We start from the raw sequence: 24,571 nt of genomic DNA on the forward strand, positions 1-24,571 counted from the left end.
TGGGCGAGGAGTGCCGTGGACCGCCGTATGTGATGTGTCATCACGTTCTCACCTGTCAGATCGTCTTGCCTGGAGCCTCGTTCGGGCGGCCGGACACCGGCACGCACACGGAACGGGCTGCCATCCTGCCCCATGTGCGGAGCTCCCATACAGGTGGGCCGGGTGGTGTGGGGGCAGAGGAGCGCACGGCCCGGCCACCCATGGGGCGGGGCACCACAGCCACGCCCCCCGCACGGCCCGGACACCATGGGGCGGGGCACCACAGCCACGCCCCCCGCACGGCCCGGCCACCCATGGTGCGGGGCACCACCCAGGCGCCCGCGGACGGCCCGCTGTCGTATGCGTCCCGTATTCGTGCCGTATGCGGGCCCCCGGGCCCGGCAGGTATCAAACGCCGGGGACGGCGGTATATCTACCGGTAGGAAACTTGGCTGGATCCGGGGGCGTCCGGCCGTCGCCGGGGCCGCCGACGGTTCCCCCGCGGGACGGCGGAGCCCCGCGGGCAGGCCGTCCCGGCGCGGGATGCCGCGTTCCGTTCCATCCTGGTAGTGCACCCGGATCTTTACGCGAACCCGCGAACCCAGCCGGTTCCCGTTCCTTCGGCTCCGGCGCGGGCCGCGGGGAGCGATCAGCCGAGGAGTGAGGCCATGAACGAGAGGTGCGAGGGGATCGTCCAGTACTTCGACCGGGAGAAGGGGTACGGATTCGTCGTGCCGATAGGCCAGCGCGACGGCATCTACGTGCGCCGGGAGGACATCGAGGGGGAGACGCGGACGCTCTCCGAGGGGCAGCGGGTCTCCTTCGTCATAGAGCTGGCCCGTGGCCGCTTCGAGGCACGGGCCGTACGCCCCTGAGCACCCCTGTGCCGGAGCCTCTGGCACCTCGTGCCGGGCCGCGCCCGCCGGGACCGTGGCCGGGGGCCCCGTCGTGACCCGGGGCGATCACGAGATATCTTGATGTCGAGCAATGTTGCAGACGTGGAGCGGAGCACCCGGTGACTGACTCGACCATCATCTACACCCACACTGACGAGGCGCCGGCCCTGGCGACGCATTCGTTCCTGCCCGTGATCCAGGCGTACGCCTCGACCGCCGGTGTCACTGTGGAGACCCGTGACATCTCGCTCGCGGGGCGCATCATCGCGAGCTTCCCCGAGTTCCTCGAGGAGAGCCAGCGGATCGACGACGCGCTCGCCGAGCTGGGCGAGCTGGCCAAGACGCCCGGGGCCAACATCATCAAGCTGCCGAACGTGTCGGCGTCCATCCCGCAGCTCAAGGCCGCCGTCGCCGAGCTCCAGGGCCAGGGCTACGCGCTGCCGGACTACCCGGACGACCCGAAGAGCGACCAGGACAAGGACGTCCGCGCGCGCTACGACAAGATCAAGGGCAGCGCCGTCAACCCGGTCCTGCGCGAGGGCAACAGCGACCGCCGCGCCCCCGCGTCGGTCAAGAACTACGCGAAGACCCACCCGCACCGCATGGGCAAGTGGACCTCCGACTCGAAGACGAACGTCGCCACCATGGGCGAGAACGACTTCCGGTCCACCGAGAAGTCCGTGGTCATCGCCGAGGACGGCGCGCTGCGCATCGAGCTCGTGGGCGCCGACGGCACCACCACGGTGCTGCGTGAGTCCGTACCGGTCCTCGCGGGCGAGGTCGTCGACGCCTCGGTGATGCGCGTGGCCGAGCTGCGCCGCTTCCTCACCGCGCAGATCGCCCGCGCCAAGGCCGAGGGCGTGCTGTTCTCGGTGCACCTCAAGGCCACCATGATGAAGGTCTCCGACCCCATCGTCTTCGGCCACGTGGTGCGCGCGTTCTTCCCCAAGACGTTCGACAAGTACGGCGACGTGCTGGCCGCCGCCGGTCTGTCCCCGAACGACGGCCTCGGCGGGATCCTCAAGGGTCTCGACAACGTGCCGCACATCGGCGCCGAGATCAAGGCGGCCTTCGAGGCCGAGCTCACCGAGGGCCCGGCCCTCGCGATGGTCGACTCCGACCGCGGCATCACCAACCTGCACGTGCCGTCCGACGTCATCGTCGACGCCTCCATGCCGGCCATGATCCGCACCTCCGGTCACATGTGGGGCCCCGACGGCCAGGAGGCCGACACCCTCGCGGTCCTGCCGGACAGCAGCTACTCCGGCGTCTACCAGGCCGTCATCGAGGACTGCCGCGCCAACGGCGCCTTCGACCCGGCCACCATGGGCTCGGTGCCCAACGTCGGCCTGATGGCGCAGAAGGCCGAGGAGTACGGCAGCCACGACAAGACCTTCGAGGTCCCGGCCGCGGGCACCGTCCGTCTCGTCGACGCCGCGGGCAACACGGTCCTGGAGCAGGAGGTCGCCGAGGGCGACATCTTCCGCGCCTGCCAGACCAAGGACCTGCCCATCCAGGACTGGGTCAAGCTCGCCGTCACCCGCGCCCGCGCCACCGGCGACCCGGCCGTGTTCTGGCTCGACGAGGGCCGGGCGCACGACGCCGTCCTCATCGAGAAGGTCCGCACCTACCTCGCCGACCACGACACCGAGGGCCTGCGGATCGAGATCATGTCCCCGGTCGAGGCGACCGCGTTCTCCCTGGAGCGCATCCGCCGCGGCGAGGACACCATCTCGGTCACCGGCAACGTGCTGCGTGACTACCTGACCGACCTCTTCCCGATCCTGGAGCTGGGCACCAGCGCCAAGATGCTCTCGGTGGTCCCGCTGATGAACGGCGGCGGCCTCTTCGAGACGGGCGCCGGCGGCTCCGCGCCCAAGCACGTCCAGCAGCTGGTCAAGGAGAACTACCTGCGCTGGGACAGCCTGGGCGAGTTCCTGGCGCTGGCCGTCAGCTTCGAGCACCTCGCCACGACCACGGACAACGCGCGCGCCCAGATCCTCGCCGACACCCTCGACCGCGCCACCGGCACCTTCCTCAACGAGGACAAGTCGCCGAGCCGCAAGCTCGGCGGCATCGACAACCGCGGCAGCCACTTCTACCTCGCCCTGTACTGGGCCCAGGAGCTGGCCAAGCAGACCGAGGACGCGCAGCTCGCGGAGGCGTTCTCGGCGCTGGCCAAGACGCTCTCCGAGCAGGAGTCGACCATCGTCGACGAGCTCGTCGCGGTGCAGGGTTCGCCGGTCGACATCGGCGGCTACTACCAGCCCGACCCCGCCAAGGCCTCCGCGGTCATGCGTCCCTCGAAGACGCTGAACCAGGCGATCGCCACCCTCGCCTGACCGCAACTCCCTTACGGGGGAGCACAGTTGAGCACACCGCCGCCCCGGCCGGACCCGTTCCGGCCGGGGCGGCCGTGCACCGCGTGACCGGGGCGGCGAAGGCCATGACGGCCGAGAACCACGTGTGAGCTGGGTCCCTCGCGGATCGGGAGGAGCCGTGGGCCACTTATCCTGAGCCACTCAGTCCATACCCGGCGTCCTGGCCGCACAACTTGTCCTTGGAGTCCGCCTTGAGGGTAAATCTCCGTTCCAGAGTCACCATGTGGCTCGGGCGCACCTACCTTGCCAGGATCCAGAAACGCGGCATCGGCCCCGGCACGATGGCCCTGTTGCCCGACGCGCTGCTCATGCCGCTGCGCCGGGACGGACTCGACCCGGTCGCCGAGTTGACCGTACGGCAGGGCGAGGAGCCGGTCAGCAAGGTCCCGCTGCCGTTCGGCATGGACGCCTGGGTGGTCACCGGACACGAGGCCGTGAAGGCCGTGCTCGGCTCGGCCGACGGCTTCAGCAACGACTTCACCCACCTCGCGGGCAACGCGGGCGTCGTGGAGGAGCAGCATCCCGGCGGCCTCGGATTCAGCGATCCACCGGTCCATACCCGGCTGCGCCGCATTCTGACGCCCGAGTTCACCATGCGCCGCCTGCGTCGGCTCACCCCGCGCATCGAGGCCCTCGTCGAGGAGCGGCTCGACGCGATGGAGGCGGCGGACGGCACCGTCGACCTGGTCGAGGCCTTCGCCCTGCCCATCCCCTCGCTGACCATCTGTGAACTGCTCGGCGTGCCCTACGAGGACCGGCACGACTTCCAGCAGCTCGCCATGGAGCGCTTCGACCTGTTCGCCGGGGCCACCGCCCCGCTCGGCGCGATGTCCGCATCGCTGTCCTACTTCCGCGACGTGGTCAAGAAGCAGCGCGAGAACCCGGGCGACGGCCTCCTCGGCATGATCGTCAAGGAGCACGGCGACCGGGTCGGCGACGACGAACTCGCCGGGCTCGCCGACGGCGTGCTCACCGGCGGCTTCGAGACCACCGCCAGCATGCTGGCGCTCGGCTCCCTCGTCCTGCTCCAGGATCCGGACGCCGCCGAGCGAATAGCCCACGACGAGGAGGCGGCCGCGGCCTTCGTCGAGGAGGCGCTGCGCTACCTCACCGTCGTCCAACTGGCCTTTCCCCGCTTCGCCCGCGAGGACGTCGAGGTCGCCGGGGTGCTCATACCCAAGGGCGACATGGTGCTGTGCTCGCTCAGCGGCGCCAACCGCGACGCCGCCTTCACCCCGCACGGCGCCGACTTCGACACGCGGCGCAAGGCGGGCGGCCACCTCGCCTTCGGCTACGGCATCCACCGCTGCATCGGCGCCGAACTCGCCCGCATGGAACTGCGCGCCGCCTTCCCCGCCCTCGTCCGCCGCTTCCCTCAGATGCGCCTCGCCGTCCCGGCGGACGAACTCGCCTTCCGCAAACTGTCGATCGTCTACGGCGTGGAGTCGCTGCCGGTACGGCTGCGCGGCTGAGGCACCCGCCCGGGCCGGAGCCCGGGCGCGGCGCCCCGTCAGCCCACCGTGAGCGCGGTGTCGTCGATGACGAACGACGTCTGGAGCTTGGACCCCTCGGTGGCGGTGAACCTGAGGGTCACCGTCTGCCCCGCGTAGCCGCTCAGGTCGACGGTGCGCTGGGCGTAGCCGCTCGCCGCGTTCAGGTTGGAGTACGTGAGCGGCGTGGCCAGGACCGCGCCGCCGGCGTCGACCACCTGGACCTTGAGGGTGTCGTACGCCGTGCTCGACGTCTCGGCCGTGTCGATGTGGAGCTGGAAGGCGAGCGAGGCCGCGCAGCCCGCCGGGATCGTGACCGTCTGGGCCAGGGTGTCGGTGTGCGCGGTGCCCTTGCCGCCGAGCCACGCCTTGTACGCGCCGGTGCGGGCGGGTTCACCGGCGCTGGTGTTGATGATGCCGCTGGTGGCCGTCCAGCCCGAACTCCCGGATTCGAAGCCGGGGTTGGCGAGCAGTTGGGCGCTGGCGCAGCCACCGGGGTCGCCGCCGGTGCTGCCGGGTGCGCCCGACAGCCACTCGGTGGCGTTGAGGGCGAGCGCGGCGTCGGTGCCGGCCGGGTCGTTCCAGCCGTCGTACAGGGTGTTGCCCGACTGTCCGGTGCCGTCGTCGATGGGCGAGCTGTCGCCCCAGAACGCGACGCGGCCGCTGCCGAAGGTGCTGGTGGCGAAGAAGGCGCCGGTGGTGCCGGACGAACCGGTGCGGTAGACCAGGCCCTTGGCGGCCGGGTTGTCGGCGGGCTTGAGGGTCACGGTGGTGCCGTTGCGGATGATGCTGCCGGTCACCTTGCCGAACGAGCCGTTGAGGACCGGGTCGGCGGTGTCGCCGACGGCCCGCGGATTGTCGGTGGCTATGTTGAGCGCGTCCACCGAGAAGCCGAACGGATCGGTGCTGTCCACGCTGTTGTTGTTCATCAGGTCGTTGATGACCTTCACCGCGTCCGCGCCGTCGTTGTTGCGGTCGGATCCGGTGTGGTCGGAGATGAGGAACAGGCCGCCGCCGTTCTTCACGAACTGCATCACGGCCGTCTTCTCCGCCGCGCTTAGCAGCACGTTCGGCTCGGGCAGCACAAATGTGTCGAAGTTCTTGAGGTCCGTCGCCGAGGACGTGCCATAGGTGATCGAACTGCCCGAAGGCAGCGTCTTCAGGGCGTAGCCGCCGGTCTTCTGGAGTGCCACGCCCCACGAGGACAGGGCGCCGGTCCAGTCCTTCTCGGCCGAGGGGGAGGGGTTCTGGCCGAGCGGGTCGGGCTGGCTCGTGCCGATGATCCAGTCGGCGTTGCCGGCGGTCTCCGCCTTGGAGTTGTCGAACAGCACCCGGTGCGGGCTGGTGGTGGCCGCGGCGGTGGATGGGGTGGCGGCCTGGGCGGCGGCGCCACCGGCGGCGACCAGCGTGCACAGCGCGGTCAGCACGCCGGCGGTCCGGCGGCGCGAGGGAGCGGAACTGCGGGCTCCGAGCATCCTGCGTACCTCCATGAGGGGTGGGGGCAAGGTGGTGGGGACACCAAGTCTGCGCGCGTAGAACGCCGTTGTGCGGACGTCCACGCGGCGCGCGGTTGAACCGTACATGGCTGAAAGGGGATGGCGGCAGGGGCTGGGAGCCGCGAACCACCGGGACGCGCGGCGCGGCCGACCGACCGGCCGTGCGCCCCGCGCGACCCCGAACCGCGCTCACTTCGTCAGGACGACAGTCGGCGGGTCCCGCCCCACCCCGGATTCCGCCGCGCGCACCCGACGGAAGACCCTGGAGGAACGGGTGGCCCTCTAAACTGGGCAGCCATGTTCGCACCCCAGGGCCCCACCTTCCGTGAACTCGCCGTCCAGGCGCTGTCGTCCGTCGAGCGCGGATACGATCTCCTGGCCCCGAAGTTCGACCACACCCCCTTCCGCACGCCCGAGAAGGTCCTCGCCTCCGTGGCGGGCGTACTCGGCGGACTCGGCCCCTTCGACCGGGGTCTCGATCTGTGCTGCGGCACCGGGGCGGGCCTCGACGTCCTCGACAAGGTGTGCCGGGACCGGGTGACCGGCGTCGACATCAGCGCCGGGATGCTGGCGGTCGCCGCCCGCGCCCACCCGGGGGCGGAGCTGGTACGGGCCGACGCCCGGGCGCTGCCGCTGCGGGCCGCGTTCGACCTCGCCGTCAGCTTCGGGGCGTTCGGCCACTTCCTGCCCAAGGAGCGGCCGAACCTCTTCGCCCAGGCGTACGGAGCACTGCGTCCGGGGGGCCGGTTCGCGTTCCCCATGGGGGCGCCGGCCCGCCCCGGCAGCCCCGGCCATCTCGCGCTGCTGGGCTTCGACACGGCGATGCGGGTCCGCAACGCGGTGTGGCGGCCCCCGTTCGTCATGTACTACCGGGGGTTCGGCCTGGCGGACGTGGGCCGGGAGCTCACCGAGGCGGGCTTCTCCGTCGAGCTGTACGCGCTGGAGGAGTTCGGCCGGCGCCCGGACGGCAGCCCGCGCGTCCGTCTCGTCGTGGGCACGAAGGAGAAGTAACCGGAGGAGCGTGGCAGGGGCCCCGTCCGGTGAGGACGGGGCGGGGCCCCTGGTCATGCATACGCAGGCCTTGGAGGGCGGGTTCACCCCCATCGAGCTCGACGACGCAAGGACAAGCCCAACTACCGTCAGGTGCAGGTGAGTTGAGGCGTGGCCCAGTCGGCGTGGTCGTAGTCGACGCCGTCGCCGGAGTCGGTCACGACCAGCTTCAGCTCCTGGGCGCCGCTCACGTCGGCGCTGACCGCCTTGGCCGCGTCGGCGCCGGTGACCTTGCCGCTGTCCGCGGCGAGCGCCCCGTCCCGGTACACCTGGAAGGCGACCGAGCCCTTGGTGCCCACCTCGTCGTCCACGCCCACGGTCGCCTGGAACGCGGTGCAGGAGCCGCCCAGGTAGTACGTCACCACGGACGCCGCATGCGTGCCGAGCCCCTTGGTGTAGGTGGCGCCGTTGAGGGTGAGGGCCTTGCCGTCACCGGCGGCCTGTTCGCCGTTGCTGCGGTCGCGTTCGACCGGGCCCCAGCCGTTCACGGCCGACGTCCACGCCAGGTCGCTGAGCGCATGCGTTCCCGCCGACGGGCCCCGGCCGCAGGCCAGTTGGGGGTTGGCCCAGTCGGCATGGTCGTAGGTGATGCCGTCCCCGCCGTCACTCACCACCAGACGCAGCTTGCCGCCGCCGCGCAGATCCGCCGTGAGATGTCGCGGTGGATCGCTCGCGGTGCGCAGCCCGCTGTCGGCGACGAGCGCGTCGTCCCGGTAGATCCTGAACGCCACCGAGCCGCCCGCCGTGGACTCGTCGTCCACGCCCACGTCGACGGAGAGCGAGAGACATCCGCCGCCCAGGTAGTACGTGATGTCCGAGGCCGCGTGGGTGCCGAGCCCCTTGGCGTAGGTGGTGCCGCCGACGGTGAGGGTCCTGCCGTCGCCCGCCGCTTGTTCGCCGTTGCTGCGGTCGCGTTCGACCGGGCCCCAGCCGTTCACGGCCGACGTCCACGGCAGGTCGCTGAGCTGGTCGAGCCCGGTCGGCGGCGGTACCGGGGTGCCCGGTGTCACCCGGTACATCACCGTTCCGTGGGCCGGGACCGAGGCGCTGATGGCGCCCGTGGTGCTGCTCGTCGCCCGGGACCAGAGGTCCTTCAGCGCGTACGAGGAGGCGCCGCCGATGCCGAGGGCGTCGACGGTCGTGGCGATGGTCCGGGTGGCGGTGGTCTCGTTGGTGAGGGTCACCGAACGGCCGCCGTCCGCAAGGGGTTTGGACATCACGACCAGACCGCCCGAGGAGGAGACCACCGTGCCCTGCTTGCCCAGCGGATCCTGGTCGACCGCGATGACGTCGGTGTTCTTCAGGATCGCGAGGGTGGCCGCGCTCGGGTTGCGCAGATCGCTCCCGATGAGCAGCGGGGCCGCCATCTGCGACCACAGGCTGAAGTGGGTGCGGTACTCGGTGTCGGTCATGCCACCGTTGCCGACCTCCAGCATGTCCGGGTCGTTCCAGCCGCCGGGGCCCGCGTAGGGGGCGAGGGGCTGGTTCTGGTGCGCGATGTTGATCATGCTGGACCAGGAGTCGCTGATGTCGCCGGTGGTGCGCCAGGAGTTGCCGGTGCCCGAGGCCCAGGTCCAGGGCTGGTTGGAGCCCCACTCGCAGATGCTGTAGAGGATGGGTCGACCGGTCGCCTTGAGCGCGTCGCCCATCGCCCGGTAGCGCTGCTTGGCGTCGACGCCGTTGTTGTTGCAGTTGTCGTACTTGAGGTAGTCGACGCCCCAGGACGCCCACAGGGCGGCGTCCTGCTGTTCGTGGCCGAGCCCGCCGGGAAAGCCCTGGGTGTCACAGGTCTTGGTGCCGGCGCTGGAGTAGAGCCCGAACTTGAGGCCCTTGGCGTGCACATAGTCCGCGACGGCCTTGATGCCGTGCGGGAAGCGCACCGGGTCGGGAACGAGGTTGCCCGAGGCGTCGCGGTTGGGCAGCGCCCAGCAGTCGTCGATGTTGACATAGGTGTAGCCGACGTCCTTGAGGCCCCGGGTGACGAAGGCGTCCGCGATGCCCTCGACCATCGACTCGTTGAACTCGGCCCGGCAGTGCGTGGAGTTCCAGTTGTTGAACCCCATCTGCGGGGTGCGCGCCAGGCCGTTGTCCACGGCTGCGGCCACGGGCGCCGAGGCGATCTCCACGGCGACCGTGACACCGCCCGCCAGAAGAGCCAGCGCGGTCAGGGTCGCGGTCAGATGTTGTCTGAAGTTGTGCGGTTCGGCGGTCAAGTGCGGCTCCGGTGAGGGTCGTTGGCGCACAAATGAACGGTGTCGAACGAAAACAACCACATCTCAGCAATCGGACAAGAGCATGTCAAGAGAGGGCGTCCAGGTTCCGCCGGAATCAGCGCGCCGCCCGCTCCTCCACCGCGGCGCGCCAGCCGGGCCGCTCCACCGGCGCCTGCGGAGCGGCGGCCGGTGCGCGGTGGCCGCCCAGGGCGAAGAAGTCGGCCAGCGGGAGGGTGGCCGCGCCCACGGTGACGGCGTCCGGGCCGAGCCGGCCGAGTTCGATGGTGACGCGCTCGGCCGGGTGGCGCAGGGCGTAGGCGGTGGCGTGCCCGCGCACCGACTCCAGGATGTACGGGCCGAGTTGGAGCCCGGCCCAGCCGCCGATGAGGATGCGCTCGGGGTTGTACAGGTTGATCAGGTCCGAGAGGCCCGCGCCCAGGTACTCGGCGGTCTCCTCCAGGACCGCGCGGGCCACCGGGCTCGCGGTGGCACCCTCGTCCGAGGGGTGGGCGGCCGCGAGCAGCGCCGTGACCGCCGTCTCCTCACTCGCCCCGGGCGGGAGTTCGGCGCCCGCCTCGCGCCAGCGCTCGATCAGCGCCTCGGCGCCCGCGTACGCCTCAAGGCACCCCAGCGCGCCGCACCGGCAGCGCCGGCCGCGTACGTGCACGGTGGTGTGGCCCCACTCGGCCGCGCTGCTGTGCGCACCCCCGTAGATCTCACCGCCGGAGACGATGCAGGCGCCGACGCCCGAGCCGAACAGAACGATCACCGCGTCGGACGCCCCACGGCCGCCCCCGAACCACATCTCGGCCTGACCGAGCGTCTTGGCGCCGTTCTCGATGAAATACCGTGTGCCGGACGGCAGTTGGAGGCTTTCGCGGAGCAGGGACTCCAGGGGAACCGCGTCCCAGCCGATGGTCTGGCCGTGCACCACGGCTCCGTCGGGGGAGCTGCGGTCGACGATGCCGGGCACCCCCACCCCCACGCCGAGCAGCCGCGCCGGATCGAGGCCGCTCTCGCTCAGGACGGCGGCGACGCCCTCGCGGATGTGGCCCACGATGTGACCGACGTCGTAGCCGCCCGCGTCCAACGACAGCTCCACGCGGGCGAGTTCACGCAGAACGAGATCGAACAGCTCGACCCTCACCCGGGTCTCGCCGACGTCCACGCCGATGAGATGGCCGCTGTCGGGAGCCACCCGGAGCAGGGTGCGTGGCCTTCCGCCGTCGGAGTCCACCACCCCGGCGTCCTCCAGGAGGCCGTCGGCGGCGAGTTCGGCGACGACGTTGCTGATGGACCCGGAGCTGAGCCCGGTCGCGGGGCCGAGCGCCTGACGGCTCATGGGGCCGTCGAAGTACAACCGGCGCAGTACCACGCTGCGGTTGTCCCGGCGCAGATCGCGGACGGTCCTTCTGTTCGGTGTGGCCATGTGTGGCTCCCTCCCTGCGTGCAACATACCGGTGCGAGAGCCTGTGCCGCGCCGTCCTGGCGCGGCTTAACTCATGCCCTAAATTAAGCCATGAGTTCAGTCGGACGCGGCAGGCGGGCCGGAGTGCTCGCCGGGGCGGCCCGGAGCGGCTAGGCCAGATGGGACACGAGGCGCTCGAGGAAGGCCTGCTGGCCCTGGACGAGCAGGGGAGCCGCCGCCTCGGGAGTCAGCCAGGCGAAGCGGTCCATCTCCGGGAACTCGCGCACCGTGCCCGATCCGCGCGGCCACTCCATGGTGAACGTCCCCGGCACCGCCCCGGCCGGATCGAGGTCCGCCTCGATCGCCCACACCGTCACGGTCTTCCCGCCACGCTGCACGATGTCGCCCAGCGGCACCAGGGCGCCCTCGGGCGCCGGAAGGCCCAGCTCCTCCTCGAACTCGCGCCGGGCGGCCGCCTCGGGCCGCTCCTCGGGGCCGAACTCGCCCTTGGGAACCGACCAGGCACCGGCCTCGCGCCGGGCGAAGAAAGGCCCGCCCATGTGGCCCACCAACACCTCGATGCCGTCGCCCACCCGGCGGTACAGCAGAAGCCCCGCGCTGCGCTTTCCCGTCATGCCGCCAGTCTGAGGGTCCGGCGGGCGCGGCGCCATGAGGCAGCGGTACCCCTGGGGTTTCAGTTGATATGTATGGGTACCGGATGCCGAGGAGGTGGTACGCATGACGGATTCAGGACGTGACGAGACGGTCGAGGAACGCGCCGACCGCAAATGGAACGACCTGCTCCAGGAACTGAGGGTGGCTCAGACCGGGGTACAGATCCTGTTCGGCTTTCTGCTCGCGGTCGTCTTCCAGGAGCGGTTCACCAGCCTCAGCGACACCGACCGGACCATCTATGTGGTGACGGTGGTGCTCGGCGCCGCCACCACCGGGGCACTGATCGGGCCCGTCTCCTTCCACCGGATGCTGGCCGGCCAGCGACTGAAGCCGCAGACGGTGGCCTGGGCGTCGCGGCTCACCGTCGTCGGGCTCGTACTGCTGCTGTGCACGGTGGCGAGCTCGCTGATGCTCATCCTGCGTGTCGCGCTGCACAACGCGCTCGCGCCGTGGCTGGTGGCCGGCGTGGTCCTGTGGTTCATCGGCTGCTGGTTCGTGCTGCCGCTCCTGGCGCGCCGACTGCACCGCGACCGCGCCACGGAACCGGTCCGCTAGCTCTCGGACTGCTCGGAACGCTTGGCCCACACGGCGAGCGTGAAGGAGTGGCCGGCCGGGTCGGCGTAGACACGTTCGTCGCGGATCCCGTTGTTGTCCTTGGTGTCCACGGGCATCGCCCCGAGGGTGATGGCCTCCCGCTCGGCGGCGTCCATGTCGCCGTACTCCACGACGATCCTGAGGTGCGCCTGCTGGGAGTCGTCGGGGCGCGGCCAGCTCGGCGGCGCGTACCCGTGGTCGCGGCGGATCGCCATGTGGACGCCGTCCGTGCCGACGATCTCGACGAAGTCGGGGTCACAGGCGGTGCGGATCTCGCCACCGAGCAACTTGGCGTAGAACTCGGCCAGTTCGATCGGTTCGGCACAGTCCAGAACGAGGATGCTGGTCTTGGATACGCTCATACGGGACGAGTGCCCGCGTGGGCGCGCACCTAACACGCGGCCTCACGCACCGTGTCCGGGCGAGCGCGGATCGCCGCCCGGACCGGGGGCTCATACCGGTACGCGGGCGCCGTGCGCGACATAGGCGCCGGTCGCGTAGTGGACGTACTCGCGCACCAGCCGGAAACCCGCCGTCCAGGCGAGCAGCCGACCGGGCCGGTCGTGGCGGGAGCAGGTCAGGGTCGCGGTGCGGCCGCGCGCGGCGACGTCCCCGTCCAGAGCCAGTACACAGTTCAGGGCGAGCCGCTGATGGCGTCGCCCCGGGGCGGCGACCACCGCGATCTCCTCGTGCGCGCCACCCCGGAAGTAGGTGCAGGCAATGGCCAGAAGACGCCCCTGGCGGAAGGCGCCCCAGGCGTGACCGGAACGGCACAGGCCCGAAGGGCCGCCCCAACTGGCGTGGATCCAGGCCGATTCGGCCGGAAGTCTGACCAGGGACGGCGCGTCGGACGAGGTCAGCGGGCGGATCGTCACCCCGCGCGGTGGACGCGGCGCCGCGGCGGCCTGCTGCCGCACGTACACCATGCGTTCCGACGGCACGACCCGGTCGAACGCGACGTCGAGGGCCGGCAGGAAGCGGGCGGGCGCCTCGACGCGGCGGTGCGCGAACGGCGCGAGGTCCGTCGGGCCGAGAGCGTCCGGATCGCCGCGCAACAGCACATGGCCGGCGCAGTCCAGGGCCAGCGTGCGCGGATGGTCGGCCCGGTCGGCGAGGGCGCGGCCGTTGCCGGTGGACAGCACGTGTTCGGCCAGGGCCGCGGGACCCGGCTCGCAGTCGCCCAACAGGTGCGTGTGCGCGGCGAGTTGGCGCGAAGAGAGTTCGATCACATCGGGCTCCGTTCCGGCGGCGGGCTGTCGGACCGCGCCCCTGACCGGGGCACGGGGCGGCACTCTTCGAGGCGCTGCGCAGTGCGGTGAGGAGTGACGTACCCCGTGCGCCGCCGGGTAAATGGGCGACCGTACGGATCCGGCCAGGGCCCCCCGGGGCCTGAGCCGTGCCTAATGGGGCCGCTGGGGCACCCGTGACGAGGGGCGGCGGCCGAGGAGCTCGGCGAGACCGCGCCGGGTCGCGGCGAGCACCACCCGGTCCTCGGGCCGCAGAACGTACCCGGGCGGCACCTGCCACACCAGATCGCCCGGGGTGCCCGACCGGCCGCGACGGGCGGCGCCCAGATCGGGCACCCGGTCGTCCGGCGAGGACGTGTCGAGCGCCAGGACCCGCCAGGCCCCCTCCCGGAACGCATCCTCGACGGTGCGGCCCTCCAACTGTGGATGGCCCGCCACATCGACCGCCGCGAAGAGCAGCACCGTGCGCTCCACCGGGATGGCGCCCAGGATCTGACGACCCATCATGGCGCTGGCGAAGGCGGGCGCCGCCAGGTGCGAGACGCTGCGGCTGCGGGTCAGGGCCTGGGGGTGGGCGGCGCGCAGCGTGCGGTGGACGGCGGTCGCGAAGTCGTCGTCGTAGAGGCGCATCACCACCCGCAGGTCCGGCTTCACCGAGCGTGCGTACAGGGCCGCTTCGAGGTTGGTGGTGTCCGAGCTGGTCAGCGCGAGCAGGGCGTGTGCCCGGTGGATGCGGGCCGATTCGAGGAGGCCCTCCTGTGTGACGTCGCCGATGACGGTGGGCACCCTCAGACGCCGCGCGAGCGCTATGCCGCGGGCCTCCGGATCGGCCTCCACGCACACCACGGGGATGTCGAGTTCGCGCAGCCGCACCAGGACGCGGGCGCCGATCTTGCCCATGCCGAGAAGGACCACGTGCCCGGAAAGACCGCGCGGGGGCCGGGGCAGCGCGGAGGCGTTGCGGAAGGTGCCGAGCCCCTCCAGGACGGCGGCGATGAGGACCGGGAGCAGCAGCAACCCGGTGAGCCCGGACAGGAGTTGCAGGATCTGCCGTTCCACCGGCTGGCCGATGGCGGGATCGTCGATGGCGAAGATGTCGAGCAGGGTCAGATACGCGGCGTGCAGCGGATCGTCGCCGGTGGTGAGCCACGTCGCGACGGCGAGCGCGACGACGGAGGCGACGACCCCGGCGAGCGACCAGCGCAGCCGTCGCGAGAAGAGCCGCCCGAGCGGTGCGCCGAGGTCGGTGAGGCGGCCCGGGGGCTGGGCGGGGCCGGTGTAGGTGACGGTCTCCAGGACGACCCGGCCGCGGTGGCCGCCCTCGTCCATGGAGCGCTCGTCGGGCAGCAGCCGGGGCCCTTCGGAGCCGCTGTGGTCCGAACCCTCGGCGCCGGCAGGGTCGTTGGTGGTCGACGAGAGCAGGGCCAGGGTGCACAGGCCCGGGTCGGCGACCTCGCCGGGGCGCGGCGGCGGGCGCTGCCCGGCCCGCAACAGCACCCCGTCGGCGTGCACCACCTTGCTGGTGCCCGCGAGCGCGGTGGCGGCGAGGGCGGGGGCCGCGGTGTCGGCGTCGGACAGGACGGTGGTGGAGGTCTCGGCCTCGGTGGGGCCGGGCCCGTCCGGTGCGGCGAGGGCCGCGGCCTGATCGAGCAACTCCTGGAGGTATTGGCCGAGTTTGCGGTTGTAGAGGCGGATGACGAGCCGGACGCGGGGATTGAGGCGGCGGGCGATGAGGGCGGCCCGGATGTTGGTCTCGTCGTCGCGGTGGACCAGCGCGAGGGCGGCGGCCCGCTCGATGCCGGCCTGGGTCAGGGCTTCGTCGCTGGGCTCCACCGCCTCGACGAGCCCGCCCTCGCCGGCGCCGTCCGGGCCCGGGGCGGGGGAGCGGAGCATCACCGATGACATGCGGCCGAAGAGGGCCGATGCCCTGGTGCGCCCGTTCGCCGGGAGCCGGGCCGAGCGGGCACCGCTGTCGGGCGGTACGACGAGGACGACGTGTTCCCCGTACACCTCGCGCAGTTCGCCCGCGAGTCGGTGGGCCAGCGCGCCGTCGCCGCTGACGACCATGTGTCCGACGGGCGGGCCGGGCCATGGCTGGGACGGAAGCGGCTGTTGAGGAAGTGAAGGCACACCCCAGACCTTGCCCCATCAGGTGGCGCCGCGTCGACGGGCCGCCGGCTCGGGGCGCGGCGGCTGAACCCCCCTGTGGGTCACGGGCGTTGTGAACAGCGCGTGCACCAGGACGGCGGCGATCGTCCCGGCGACCACGCCGCTGCCCGCGACCGTACGGACCCAGCCGGGGAATCCGTCGTAGAGGCCGGGGGCCAGCAGAGGCAGCAGGCCCACCGCCAACGCCAATGCGGCTACTAGCGAGTTGGAGCGCTCGCCGAGTCCGGCGCGGCCGAGCATCTCGACGCCCATGACCGCGATCACCGAGTACACGACCAGTGCGGAGCCGCCGACGACCGCCGCGGGCAGCCCCGCCACGAGGCGCGAGAGCGGGGAGAGCAGCCCGGCCAGGACCAGCAGGCCGCCCGCGGCCGCCGTCACATACCGGCTCCGCACCCCGGTGAGGCGGCCGATCCCGATGTTCTCGGCGCTGGTCACCATCAGCGACGTACCGAAGAGTCCGCCGACGAGCGAGACGAGAGCGTCGGCGCGCGCCACCCTCGGCACGTCGCGGCCCGGGTCGGGCGCGCGCCCCACGGTCTCGCTGCTGAGCACGGTCTGGCCGGTGATCTCGGCCAGTGTGGTGAGGCTGAACACCAGGAGCGGCAGGGCGGCGACCGGGTCGAACCGCGGGGCGCCGTAAGGGAAGAGGGCGGGGAGCGAGAAACCGGAGCTCGGGGCCGGAGTGAACGCGCCGAGCCCCGTCGTCACCGCGACGAGCGTGCCCGCCACCATGCCGATGAGGACGGCCGTACGCCGCCACACCCCGCGCAGCACGAGATGGGCCAGAACCGTCGCCGCCACCGTCACCGCGGCGAGCGCGACCGCCCGCGGGGCCGCGGGGGCGCCGGGGCCCGTGACGAGCTGGGCGGCGACCTTGACCATGGAGATCCCGATGAGCAGGACCGTCACCCCCATCACCAGGGGCGGGAAGAACCGCACCAGGCGGGCGTACAGCGGCGTCACGGCCAGGAGCAGCGCCGCGGCGAGCAGCACCGAACCGCTCGCCACCGCCGGGCCGTGGTCGCGGGCGATGCCCAGGAACAGTGCGGCGGCCGCGCCACCCGGCAGCATCACGAACGGCAGCCGGGCTCCGAAGGTGCGGACGCCGAGCGACTGGAGGAGGGAGCCGGCGCCGCACAGCACCAGGACCGCGCTGAGCAGCGATGCGGTCCTGTCCGGCGGCAGCCGCAGGGCGCCCGCCGTCAGGAAGACGGTGGAGACGGGGGCCGCGACCATGGCGAGCACGTGCTGGAGGGCGAGCGGGACGAGCCGCCCGAACGGGACGCGCTCGTCGACGGGGGACGTCATGGGCGGGCCTCCAGCCAGGGCAGCTCCTCGGCCGCGTAGCGGTGGGCACGGAACACCGCGTTCGGCTCCGCCGGGAAGAGCGTGCGTACCTCTGACTCCTCGTAGCCGCCGAACTGCGGAACCACGAACTCCCAGCACAGATAGCCCTGTTGGGTCACCTCGAAGAGGCGGCCCGCCGGGGAGTCGGTGATCAGCGTGTTGCCGTTGGGCAGCCGCTGGGCCGAACCCATGAACGGGGCGAAGAACGACTCGCGGGCCGGATCGTGGTACTCCCACACCACCTCGCCTCCGGCGCGCTCGATCTCGATGACGCGCGAGTACGGCACGTCATGGCCCGGCCGGAAGACGCCGTTGTCGAAGACGAGGAGATTGCCGTCGGCCAGCTCCGTGGGGTGATGCTGCTGGGAGACCGTGCCGGGGTGGGTGCGCCACAGGATCTCGCCCGTGTCGCGGCTGATGACGACGACCGCCGACACACTGCGCAGACTGGCCAGGACGTTGCCGTCGGCGAGTGGCGTCACACTGTTGATGAGGGGCCAGTGCTCGCGGGCGTAGTCGGGATGCAGCGCGTACTCGGCGCGGTCGAGGTGGTCCGCGGCGCGCCAGGACCACAGCTCGGTGCCGTCGGGCGCGACCTCCTTGATGGTGTCGGCCCACACCGTCCCTCCGGCCGCCTCCGAACCGGCGACCCCGCCGCGTACCGCCGCGGCCTCCGCGCCGCGCAGCGGTTCCAGCCCGGTGTAGAGGATGCGGCCGTCGTCGAGGTGGTGGGCGTCGTGGTGCTGAAGGGGATCGAGGTGCTCCCGCACGGTCGTGCCGTCCGGGGTGACCTCCAGCATCACGCCGCCCCGGTACTTGTGCCACATCGGGAACAGCGCCTTCTGGCCCGGCAGTACGCCGTTGTAGGCGAGGTTGCCGTTGCCGAGGATCCGGGCGTGCCGGCCCGGCCGGTAGGGGAGGTGCCAGGTGTGGACCGCATCGCCCCGCAGGTCCACCAGATACACCTCGCCGCCGCCGGTCAGTGGGGCGTAGAGCGTGAAACCGGGGCAGGCGGCCCCGGGGTCGAGCGCGATGAGGCCGGTGCCGCGCCGGCGGCGCTGGTTCTGGTCGACGGCGGTCGGACGAGCGGTCACGACGTCACTCCTTCAAAGTTTCTTTGATGTACTCAAACAACTTCGACGGTAGAGGCGTTGTGTGTCGGCCGTATGACGGGAGTACGAAACCGTGCCGGGCGGTGCGTAAGGTGATCCCCAGGGAGGGCGGTGCGGATGAACGACACAGGTGGGACGGGTGCGGGACCGCGGCTGGGCGGTGCGGTGCGCCGTCGGCGCCGGGCGCTCGACCTCACGCTCGCGACGGTCGCCGAACGCAGCGGCCTGTCCGTGCCGTTCCTCAGTCAGATCGAGAACGACCGGGCCCGCCCCAGCATGCGCTCCCTCCAGCGCATCGCGGACGCGCTCGGCACGACCGCCGTGGAACTGCTCGCGGCCGCCGACGCGCGGGACCGCGCGGTCGACGTCGTACGCGCCGACGACGACGCGGGCCTCTCGGCCGATGCGGGGGTGCGCCCGCTGGTACGGGGCCGCCACCAGATGCACGCCCTGGAGTTCACCGGCGAGCGGGCGGCGGACCGCGAATTCCTGCACCACAACGACGAGTTGATGTACATCGCGGACGGTGCGGCCGAGGTCGACGCGGACGGCCGCGGCTACCTGCTGTCCCGGGGCGACACCCTCTACCTCACGGGCGGGGTGCGCCACCGCTGGCGCGCGACGTTGCCCGGCACCCGGGTCCTCGTCGTCGCCGTCTCCGACCACATCGAGGGAATCTGAGGCTCGGCGGAGGGTCTAAGCCTCGGCGGAGGGTCTGGGGCTCGGCGGACAGTCCGAGGGCCGGGCGCGGAGTCTGGGGCTCGGCGGCCTCAACCGCCGTTTTCGGCAAGGCTGTTGTAGCGCAGCAGATACTCCGCGAACCGGTCCAGATCCTCCGGCGCCCAGTCCGCGAGCCGTTCGTGGAAGGCCTGGCGGCGCAGCTCGGCGGCCTCCGCGAGCTTCGCGGTGCCCGCCGGGGTCAGCCGGAGCACCTGGATGCGGTGGTCGTCCGGGTCGCTGATCCGCTCGACGAAGCCGAGCTTCTCCAGGCCCGCGATCTGACGGCTGATCGTCGACTTGTCGAGCATGTAGTACGCGGCCAGATCGGTCGCCCGGCAGCCCTGCTGGTCCTCCAGGTGGGAGAGCAGGGTGAACGAGACGAGCGAGAGCTCCGGGTGCATCCGGGCGGCGGCGGCCCGGGCGCGCCGGGCGAACGCGGTCAGCTCGCGCTGGATGGTGACGACCGACCGGTCTCGGCTGAGCACGACTGATCCCCTTTCGTCTCGCGATGAATCAGTTGTAGAATACAACGCTACTCCGGGTGCCGGGGACGCCACGCCGAACGTGCCCGCCGTCGGGGTGCGGCCTCGGGGCGCGGCGTCACGCCCCGGTCACGCCCCGGGCGGCTCCTCACCCAGGGCGTCGAGGGCCTCGGTCAGCCAGCCGATCCAGAACGACTCCAGCTCGATTCCGCCGCGCAGCACGAGATGGCGCAGCCGGTCCTGCTCGCCGTTCCGGTCCTCGCCGTGCCCGTTCTCCCCGTCCTGGTTCTCGCCGTTCCGGCCCGGCGGGAAGTCCTTCGACTCGATCCCGCTGTACGTCGCCAACTGGGCGCGGTGCAGGGCGAGATGGCGCTCCAGTTCGGCCCGCAGGCCCCCGGTGCCGATCACCGCCGCCGCCCGCATCCGCACCAGCAGGGGGTCCCGCATCGGCTTGGGGTCCTGCCCGGCCGCCGCCCACTGGGCGAGCTCGGCCCGGCCCGCGGGCAGCACCTCGTACCGCTTCTTCTGCCCACGGGCCGGAGCGGCGCCGGGCAGCGCGCGAATGAGGCCCCGCTGCTCCAGCTTGCCCAGCTCGCGATAGATCTGCTGATGCGTCGCCGACCAGAAGTAGCCGATCGACTTGTCGAAGCGGCGTGTCAGCTCAAGCCCCGATGAGGGCTTTTCCAGCAGGGCGGTCAAGATCGCGTGCGGGAGGGACATGACCGCATCCTAGGTTCGGACCGGCTCAGAGTGCCGCGGCGAGGCGGGTGCCCTGGTCGATGGCGCGCTTGGCGTCCAGCTCGGCGGCCACGTCGGCGCCGCCGATCAGATGCACCGTCGCGCCGGACGCGCTCAGCTCCTCGTACAGGCCGCGCCGCGACTCCTGACCCGCGCACAGCACGACCGTGTCGACGGGCAGCACGGAGGAGACGCCGTCCACGGTGATGTGCAGGCCCTCGTCGTCGATCCGGTCGTAGCGCACGCCCGGGACCATGGTGACGCCGCGGTGCTTGAGCTCGGTGCGGTGGATCCAGCCCGTGGTCTTGCCGAGCCCCGCGCCGACCTTCGTCGTCTTGCGCTGGAGCAGGTGCACCTGGCGCGGCGGCTTGGGCCGCTCGGCCCCGCGGAGCCCACCGCGCTCGCCGTACGTGGTGTCCACGCCCCACTGCCGGAAGTACGTCTCGGGATCCAGGCTCGCCGCGTCGCCCCCGTCGGTGAGGAACTCGGCGACGTCGAAGCCGATGCCACCGGCGCCGACCACCGCGACCCGCTCGCCGACCGGCGCCCCGTCGCGCAGCACATCGAGGTAGCTGACCACGCTCGGGTGGTCCGAGCCGGGGATCTCGGGGGTGCGCGGGGTGACGCCGGTCGCGATCACGATCTCGTCGTACGCGCCGTCGCTCAGGTTGGCGGCCGTCACCTCGGTGTTCAACCGGACGTCCACACCCAGGAGTTCGAGCTGCGTACGGTAGTAGCGCAGCGTCTCGTCGAACTCCTCCTTGCCCGGCACCCGCTTGGCGATGTTGAGCTGGCCGCCGATGCGGTCGGCCGCGTCGAAGAGGGTGACGGCGTGGCCGCGCCCGGCCGCCGACACGGCGAAGGCGAGCCCGGCCGGGCCCGCGCCGACCACGGCGAGCCGCTTGCGGAGCCGGGTGGGGGACAGCACCAGCTCGGTCTCGTGACAGGCGCGCGGGTTGACCAGGCAGGAGGTGATCCTGCCGCTGAACGTGTGGTCCAGACAGGCCTGGTTGCAGCCGATGCAGGTGTTGATGGTCTCGGCGCGGCCCGCGCGCGCCTTCGCGACGAACTCCGGGTCGGCGAGGAAGGGACGCGCCATCGACACCATGTCCGCCCGGCCCTCGGCGAGCAACTGCTCGGCCACGTCGGGGGTGTTGATGCGATTGCTGGTGATCAGCGGGATCGACACCGACCCCATCAGCTTCTGGGTCACCCAGGTGTAGGCGCCGCGGGGAACCGAGGTCGCGATCGTGGGGATGCGGGCCTCGTGCCAGCCGATGCCGGTGTTGATGATCGTCGCCCCGGCCGACTCGACCGCCCGCGCGAGGGTGACGACCTCGTCGAGGGTCGAGCCACCGGGCACGAGGTCGAGCATCGAGAGCCGGTAGATGATGATGAAGTCCGGGCCCAGGCGCTCGCGCGTGCGGCGCACGATCTTCACCGGGAAGCGCATCCGGTTCTCGTACGAGCCGCCCCAGCGATCGGTGCGCCGGTTGGTGGCGCCCACGATGAACTCGTTGATCAGATAGCCCTCGGAGCCCATGATCTCGACGCCGTCGTAGCCCGCGTCCCGCGCGAGACCGGCCGCCCGCACGAAGTCCTCGACGGTCGCCTCGACCTCGTCGTCGCTGAGGGCGTTCGGGACGAAGGGGCTGATGGGGGCCTGGAGCGCGCTCGGGGCCACCAGGTCCTCGTGGTAGGCGTACCGGCCGAAGTGCAGGATCTGCATCGCGATCCGGCCGCCCTCGCGGTGCACCGCCTCGGTCACGACGCGGTGCTGGGCGGCCTCCGCCTCGGTGGTCAGGCGGGCGCCGCCGGGGTAGGGGCGGCCCGCGTCGTTCGGGGCGATGCCGCCGGTGACGATGAGGCCGACGCCGCCGCGGGCCCGCTCGGCGTAGAACGCGGCCATCCGTTCGAAGCCGTTCTCGGCTTCCTCCAGGCCGACGTGCATCGAGCCCATCAGCACCCGGTTGGGCAGTGTGGTGAACCCGAGGTCCAGGGGGCTCAGCAGATGGGGGTACGCGGTCATGGGGGCGCCTCCGGGTGCGATGTCGTCGGCTCCCGTTGTAGACCAGCCCACCCCGGTTATGCAACAAGTTGCATAACACTGAGGCGGCGCTCACACCCAGGGCGGTGGCCCCTCGGGGGCGAGCTGGTGCACGTCGAACAGGACGGCGGCCTCCACGCCGAGCGCCGGTCCCGAGGAGCGCGCGATCCAGGTCAGGAAGGGGCGCGGCTCGAAGTTGCCGGCCTCCGCGCCCAGCCCCTTGGTGTACTCGGCGTGCGCGGTCAGCGAGGCGATACCCCGCTCAAGGGGCTCGCCGGTCACGTCCACGCCGTGGGTGGGACGCTCCGGGCCGGCGAAGGCTACGAAGCGCACGCCGGGCCATGGTTCGAGGCCCTCGTCGGCGAGCTCCGGGAAGATCCAGCGGTTCCCGGCGTCCCGGGCGGCATCCAGTGCCGCGAGCCCCACGGCCCGGTGGTCGGCCTGGTTGACGAGGCCGCCGATCATCCGGATCGTGTACGCGCCCGAGACCATCACGTCGGGCCGGAAGCGGCGGATGGCGCGGACGATGTCGCGGCGCAGTTCGGTCCCGTACGCGACGACACCGTCCCTGTGGCCGAGGAACTCCACGTCGCTCACGCCGACCTCGCGTGCGCCGGCCCGCTCCTCCGCCTCGCGCAGCGGCGCGGCGCGGTCGGGGTGGATGCCGTCGATGCCGGCTTCGCCGCGGGTGGCGAGGAGGTAGCCGACCTGTTTGCCCTGGGCGGTCCAGCGGGCCACGGCCGAGGCGGTGCCGTACTCGATGTCGTCGGGGTGGGCCACGACTGCGAGGCAGCGGGTCCAGTCCTCGGGGAGGTGGGGGAGGTGGGGCGGGGTGGTGCCGCCGATGTCGTTGAAGGCACTCATGCCTTCATAATGGCTCCGCGCCCCTTAGCCCGACACCGGACCCCACCCGGCGGGGCTCCGCCCCAGCCCCGGTTCTCCCGCCCACCCGCCCATGACGGGGGTTGGCTGGCCCCGGCCCCCTGGGGCTCCGCCCCAGACCCCGAGGCCCTTTGCCCACCCACCCGCCCGTGCAGCGGGCTGGTTGGTTCCGGCCCCCCCTGGGGCTCCGCCCCAGACCCCGACGCGTTTGCCCACCCTCCCGCCCGTAGGCGCAGGGTTGGATGGCCCCGGCCCCTGGGGCTCCGCCCCAGACCCCGTTCGCGCCTTAAGGGCGCTCGTCCTCAATCTCCCCCAAGGCCTTAAGGGCCAGGGGGGACCCCCATGACGGGCTGAAGGTGCCCCCGCACCGAGTGGTTAAGGGGCGCGGGGAACTGCGCGACCAGCCCCGCACGGTCCGCGGACGAATGCGGGTTTCCAGGGGCGCGAGGAACTGCGCGAGAAGCGGGCACGGCCCGCACCCGGCCGAGGCATTTAGGGGCGCGGGGAACTGCGCGACCAGCCACGCACGGCTGGCAGCCGAAAACGGGTTTTCAGGGGCGCGGGGAGCTGCGCGAGAAGTGGGCACGGGCCGCAGGCGGCCGGGGATTCAGGGGCGCGGGGAACTGCGCGGGGCTGCTAGGTCTTGCGGTAGGTTCTGGCTTCCGCCGCCGCCGCGACCACCGCCTCAAGCCCCGCCCCCGCCGACGCACTCACCACCGCCGCCACCGCCCCCTCCACGAACGGCGCGTCCAACAGCCGCGTGCCGGTGGGGAGTTCGTCGCCCTCGGCGAGCAGGGCCTTGACCGTGAGGACCGCGCTGCCCAGGTCCACCAGGACGGCCACACCGGCGCCCCGGTCCACGGACCGCGCGGCCCGTACGATGCGCTCCTCGCTCGTGCCGAGGCCCCCGTCGGGCAGGCCGCCGGCGGGGGCGAGGGGGCCTGGGCGCCGCCGCCCGCGAGCCCCCGCGCCAGCTCGGCCACGGACTCCGCCACCGCCGCGCTGTGCGACACCAGCACCACCCCCACCAGGGGCTCCCCGCTCACGCGGCGGCCTCCGCGAGGGCGCCCATCAGCAGGGCCGCCGAGGTCGCCCCCGGATCCTGATGGCCCACCGAGCGCTCTCCGAGATAGCTGGCCCGCCCCTTGCGGGCCCGTAGCGGTACGGTCGCGAGCGCACCCGCGTCGGCCGCCTCGGCCGCCGCCGCGAACGACGCGCCGAGCGCCTCGACCGCGGGCAGCAGCGCGTCCAGCATCGTCTTGTCCCCGGCGGCCGCCCCGCCCAGCTGCGCGACCGCGGCGACCCCGGCGCCGAGCGCCTCGGCCAGCCGCTCCCTGTCGACCTCGGTGGCGTCGCCGAGCGCCTTGCCCGCGCGCCGCAGCAGCGTCCCGTACAAGGGGCCGGAGGCGCCGCCGACCGTGGAGATCAACTGCCGTCCGGCGAGGGCGAGTACGGCCCCCGGAGTGTCCGGCGTCTCCTTGGTGAGCACCTCGGTCACGGTGGTGAAGCCGCGCCGCAGATTGGCTCCGTGGTCGGCGTCTCCGATCGCCGAGTCGAGGTCGGTAAGGCGGGCCGCCTCCCGGTCCACCGCGGCGGCGGTGACGGACATCCAGCGGCACATGAACGCGGCGTCGAGCACAGG

Annotated in this window: 20 protein-coding genes and 2 pseudogenes; 6 read left to right on the forward strand and 16 right to left on the reverse strand. The window is 72.2% G+C overall.

The window, feature by feature from the left end; all coding sequences use genetic code 11:
- Positions 1-647: 647 nt before the first annotated feature.
- The 3 genes from DWB77_RS32785 to DWB77_RS32795 all read left to right on the forward strand — a co-directional run bounded on the left by DWB77_RS32785 (position 648) and on the right by DWB77_RS32795 (position 4,728).
- Positions 648-854 (forward strand): cold shock domain-containing protein, encoded by a 207-nt coding sequence (locus tag DWB77_RS32785; protein WP_120725791.1) that lies wholly within the window; start codon positions 648-650, stop codon positions 852-854.
- A gap of 140 nt (positions 855-994) precedes the next feature.
- On the forward strand, positions 995-3,217 hold the full coding sequence (locus DWB77_RS32790; RefSeq protein WP_120725793.1) for an NADP-dependent isocitrate dehydrogenase: 2,223 nt from the start codon (positions 995-997) through the stop codon (positions 3,215-3,217).
- 260 nt (positions 3,218-3,477) lie between these two features.
- Positions 3,478-4,728 carry a cytochrome P450 gene (locus DWB77_RS32795; RefSeq protein ID WP_120725795.1) on the forward strand — a complete coding sequence of 417 codons (1,251 nt, stop codon included), beginning with the start codon at positions 3,478-3,480 and terminating at the stop codon, positions 4,726-4,728.
- A 38-nt stretch (positions 4,729-4,766) separates the two neighbouring features.
- Here the strand turns inward: DWB77_RS32795 and DWB77_RS32800 are convergent, their stop codons facing one another.
- A complete protein-coding gene (locus DWB77_RS32800; RefSeq protein WP_120725797.1) occupies positions 4,767-6,221 on the reverse strand; it encodes a hydrolase in 1,455 nt (484 codons plus the stop codon).
- Between the two features lie 318 nt (positions 6,222-6,539).
- Between DWB77_RS32800 and DWB77_RS32805 the strand changes: the two genes are divergently transcribed.
- On the forward strand, positions 6,540-7,253 hold the full coding sequence (locus DWB77_RS32805; RefSeq protein WP_120725799.1) for a class I SAM-dependent methyltransferase: 714 nt from the start codon (positions 6,540-6,542) through the stop codon (positions 7,251-7,253).
- Between the two features lie 128 nt (positions 7,254-7,381).
- On the opposite strand, the gene DWB77_RS39675 is transcribed toward DWB77_RS32805, so the two are convergent.
- The 4 genes and pseudogenes from DWB77_RS39675 to DWB77_RS32820 all read right to left on the reverse strand — a co-directional run bounded on the left by DWB77_RS39675 (position 7,382) and on the right by DWB77_RS32820 (position 11,548).
- On the reverse strand, positions 7,382-7,846 hold the full coding sequence (locus DWB77_RS39675; RefSeq protein ID WP_281280098.1) for an NPCBM/NEW2 domain-containing protein: 465 nt from the start codon (positions 7,844-7,846) through the stop codon (positions 7,382-7,384).
- Positions 7,838-9,472 (reverse strand): annotated as a pseudogene (locus DWB77_RS32810) (NPCBM/NEW2 domain-containing protein); the annotation flags it as partial. The pseudogene DWB77_RS32810 and the gene DWB77_RS39675, both read right to left, overlap by 9 nt.
- 148 nt (positions 9,473-9,620) lie before the next feature.
- Complete coding sequence (locus DWB77_RS32815; protein WP_120725801.1) at positions 9,621-10,934, reverse strand: ROK family transcriptional regulator; 1,314 nt, start codon at positions 10,932-10,934, stop codon at positions 9,621-9,623.
- A gap of 149 nt (positions 10,935-11,083) precedes the next feature.
- Positions 11,084-11,548 carry an NUDIX domain-containing protein gene (locus DWB77_RS32820; protein ID WP_120725803.1) on the reverse strand — a complete coding sequence of 155 codons (465 nt, stop codon included), beginning with the start codon at positions 11,546-11,548 and terminating at the stop codon, positions 11,084-11,086.
- A 103-nt stretch (positions 11,549-11,651) separates the two neighbouring features.
- On the opposite strand from DWB77_RS32820, the gene DWB77_RS32825 reads away from it, so the two are divergent.
- Entirely contained in the window at positions 11,652-12,143 is a 492-nt protein-coding gene (locus tag DWB77_RS32825) for a DUF6328 family protein (RefSeq protein WP_120725804.1), read from the forward strand.
- On the opposite strand, the gene DWB77_RS32830 is transcribed toward DWB77_RS32825, so the two are convergent.
- The 5 genes from DWB77_RS32830 to DWB77_RS32850 all read right to left on the reverse strand — a co-directional run bounded on the left by DWB77_RS32830 (position 12,140) and on the right by DWB77_RS32850 (position 18,042).
- Positions 12,140-12,544, reverse strand: coding sequence for a VOC family protein (locus DWB77_RS32830; protein WP_120725806.1), 405 nt, complete (start codon positions 12,542-12,544; stop codon positions 12,140-12,142). The two genes, DWB77_RS32825 and DWB77_RS32830, sit on opposite strands and share 4 nt — an antisense overlap.
- 90 nt (positions 12,545-12,634) lie before the next feature.
- A complete protein-coding gene (locus tag DWB77_RS32835) occupies positions 12,635-13,411 on the reverse strand; it encodes a GNAT family N-acetyltransferase (protein WP_120725808.1) in 777 nt (258 codons plus the stop codon).
- 171 nt (positions 13,412-13,582) lie between these two features.
- A complete protein-coding gene (locus DWB77_RS32840; RefSeq protein WP_120725809.1) occupies positions 13,583-15,496 on the reverse strand; it encodes a potassium channel family protein in 1,914 nt (637 codons plus the stop codon).
- Between the two features lie 81 nt (positions 15,497-15,577).
- A complete protein-coding gene (locus tag DWB77_RS32845; RefSeq protein ID WP_120725811.1) occupies positions 15,578-16,909 on the reverse strand; it encodes a uracil-xanthine permease family protein in 1,332 nt (443 codons plus the stop codon).
- Positions 16,906-18,042: an aryl-sulfate sulfotransferase gene (locus DWB77_RS32850; RefSeq protein ID WP_120725813.1), complete on the reverse strand. Its 1,137-nt coding sequence runs from the start codon at positions 18,040-18,042 to the stop codon at positions 16,906-16,908. Before DWB77_RS32850 ends, DWB77_RS32845 begins: the two co-directional genes overlap by 4 nt.
- A gap of 135 nt (positions 18,043-18,177) precedes the next feature.
- Between DWB77_RS32850 and DWB77_RS32855 the strand changes: the two genes are divergently transcribed.
- The gene (locus DWB77_RS32855) at positions 18,178-18,741 is read left to right on the forward strand and encodes a helix-turn-helix domain-containing protein (RefSeq protein ID WP_120725815.1); all 564 of its coding nucleotides are present in this window, start codon (positions 18,178-18,180) and stop codon (positions 18,739-18,741) included.
- Positions 18,742-18,830: 89 nt separating this feature from the next.
- On the opposite strand, the gene DWB77_RS32860 is transcribed toward DWB77_RS32855, so the two are convergent.
- The 6 genes and pseudogenes from DWB77_RS32860 to dhaL all read right to left on the reverse strand — a co-directional run bounded on the left by DWB77_RS32860 (position 18,831) and on the right by dhaL (position 24,568).
- Positions 18,831-19,265, reverse strand: coding sequence for a MarR family winged helix-turn-helix transcriptional regulator (locus DWB77_RS32860; RefSeq protein WP_120725817.1), 435 nt, complete (start codon positions 19,263-19,265; stop codon positions 18,831-18,833).
- Between the two features lie 126 nt (positions 19,266-19,391).
- Entirely contained in the window at positions 19,392-19,982 is a 591-nt protein-coding gene (locus tag DWB77_RS32865; RefSeq protein WP_120725818.1) for a PadR family transcriptional regulator, read from the reverse strand.
- Positions 19,983-20,007: 25 nt separating this feature from the next.
- Positions 20,008-22,029: an NADPH-dependent 2,4-dienoyl-CoA reductase gene (locus tag DWB77_RS32870; protein WP_120725820.1), complete on the reverse strand. Its 2,022-nt coding sequence runs from the start codon at positions 22,027-22,029 to the stop codon at positions 20,008-20,010.
- A gap of 90 nt (positions 22,030-22,119) precedes the next feature.
- Positions 22,120-22,911, reverse strand: coding sequence for a PIG-L deacetylase family protein (locus DWB77_RS32875; protein WP_120725822.1), 792 nt, complete (start codon positions 22,909-22,911; stop codon positions 22,120-22,122).
- Positions 22,912-23,565: 654 nt separating this feature from the next.
- Positions 23,566-23,975, reverse strand: a pseudogene (locus DWB77_RS32880) (PTS-dependent dihydroxyacetone kinase phosphotransferase subunit DhaM).
- Complete coding sequence (dhaL, locus tag DWB77_RS32885) at positions 23,972-24,568, reverse strand: dihydroxyacetone kinase subunit DhaL (RefSeq protein WP_120725824.1); 597 nt, start codon at positions 24,566-24,568, stop codon at positions 23,972-23,974. The pseudogene DWB77_RS32880 and the gene dhaL overlap by 4 nt, the downstream one beginning before the upstream one ends.
- Positions 24,569-24,571 lie beyond the last annotated feature (3 nt).

Origin of the sequence: Streptomyces hundungensis (genome assembly GCF_003627815.1) — a bacterium.
Classification (GTDB): domain Bacteria; phylum Actinomycetota; class Actinomycetes; order Streptomycetales; family Streptomycetaceae; genus Streptomyces; species Streptomyces hundungensis_A.

Coding starts and splice junctions, on each gene's coding strand:
- DWB77_RS32845 (WP_120725811.1), bottom strand. CDS start 16,909: ATGACGTCCCCCGTCGACGAGCGCGTCCCGTTCGGGCGGCTCGTCCCG.
- DWB77_RS32855 (WP_120725815.1), top strand. CDS start 18,178: ATGAACGACACAGGTGGGACGGGTGCGGGACCGCGGCTGGGCGGTGCG.
- DWB77_RS32875 (WP_120725822.1), bottom strand. CDS start 22,911: ATGAGTGCCTTCAACGACATCGGCGGCACCACCCCGCCCCACCTCCCC.
- DWB77_RS32825 (WP_120725804.1), top strand. CDS start 11,652: ATGACGGATTCAGGACGTGACGAGACGGTCGAGGAACGCGCCGACCGC.
- DWB77_RS32830 (WP_120725806.1), bottom strand. CDS start 12,544: ATGAGCGTATCCAAGACCAGCATCCTCGTTCTGGACTGTGCCGAACCG.
- DWB77_RS32820 (WP_120725803.1), bottom strand. CDS start 11,548: ATGACGGGAAAGCGCAGCGCGGGGCTTCTGCTGTACCGCCGGGTGGGC.
- DWB77_RS32840 (WP_120725809.1), bottom strand. CDS start 15,496: ATGGTCGTCAGCGGCGACGGCGCGCTGGCCCACCGACTCGCGGGCGAA.
- DWB77_RS32815 (WP_120725801.1), bottom strand. CDS start 10,934: ATGGCCACACCGAACAGAAGGACCGTCCGCGATCTGCGCCGGGACAAC.
- DWB77_RS32870 (WP_120725820.1), bottom strand. CDS start 22,029: ATGACCGCGTACCCCCATCTGCTGAGCCCCCTGGACCTCGGGTTCACC.
- DWB77_RS32800 (WP_120725797.1), bottom strand. CDS start 6,221: ATGCTCGGAGCCCGCAGTTCCGCTCCCTCGCGCCGCCGGACCGCCGGC.
- DWB77_RS32785 (WP_120725791.1), top strand. CDS start 648: ATGAACGAGAGGTGCGAGGGGATCGTCCAGTACTTCGACCGGGAGAAG.
- DWB77_RS32865 (WP_120725818.1), bottom strand. CDS start 19,982: ATGTCCCTCCCGCACGCGATCTTGACCGCCCTGCTGGAAAAGCCCTCA.
- DWB77_RS32805 (WP_120725799.1), top strand. CDS start 6,540: ATGTTCGCACCCCAGGGCCCCACCTTCCGTGAACTCGCCGTCCAGGCG.
- DWB77_RS32795 (WP_120725795.1), top strand. CDS start 3,478: ATGTGGCTCGGGCGCACCTACCTTGCCAGGATCCAGAAACGCGGCATC.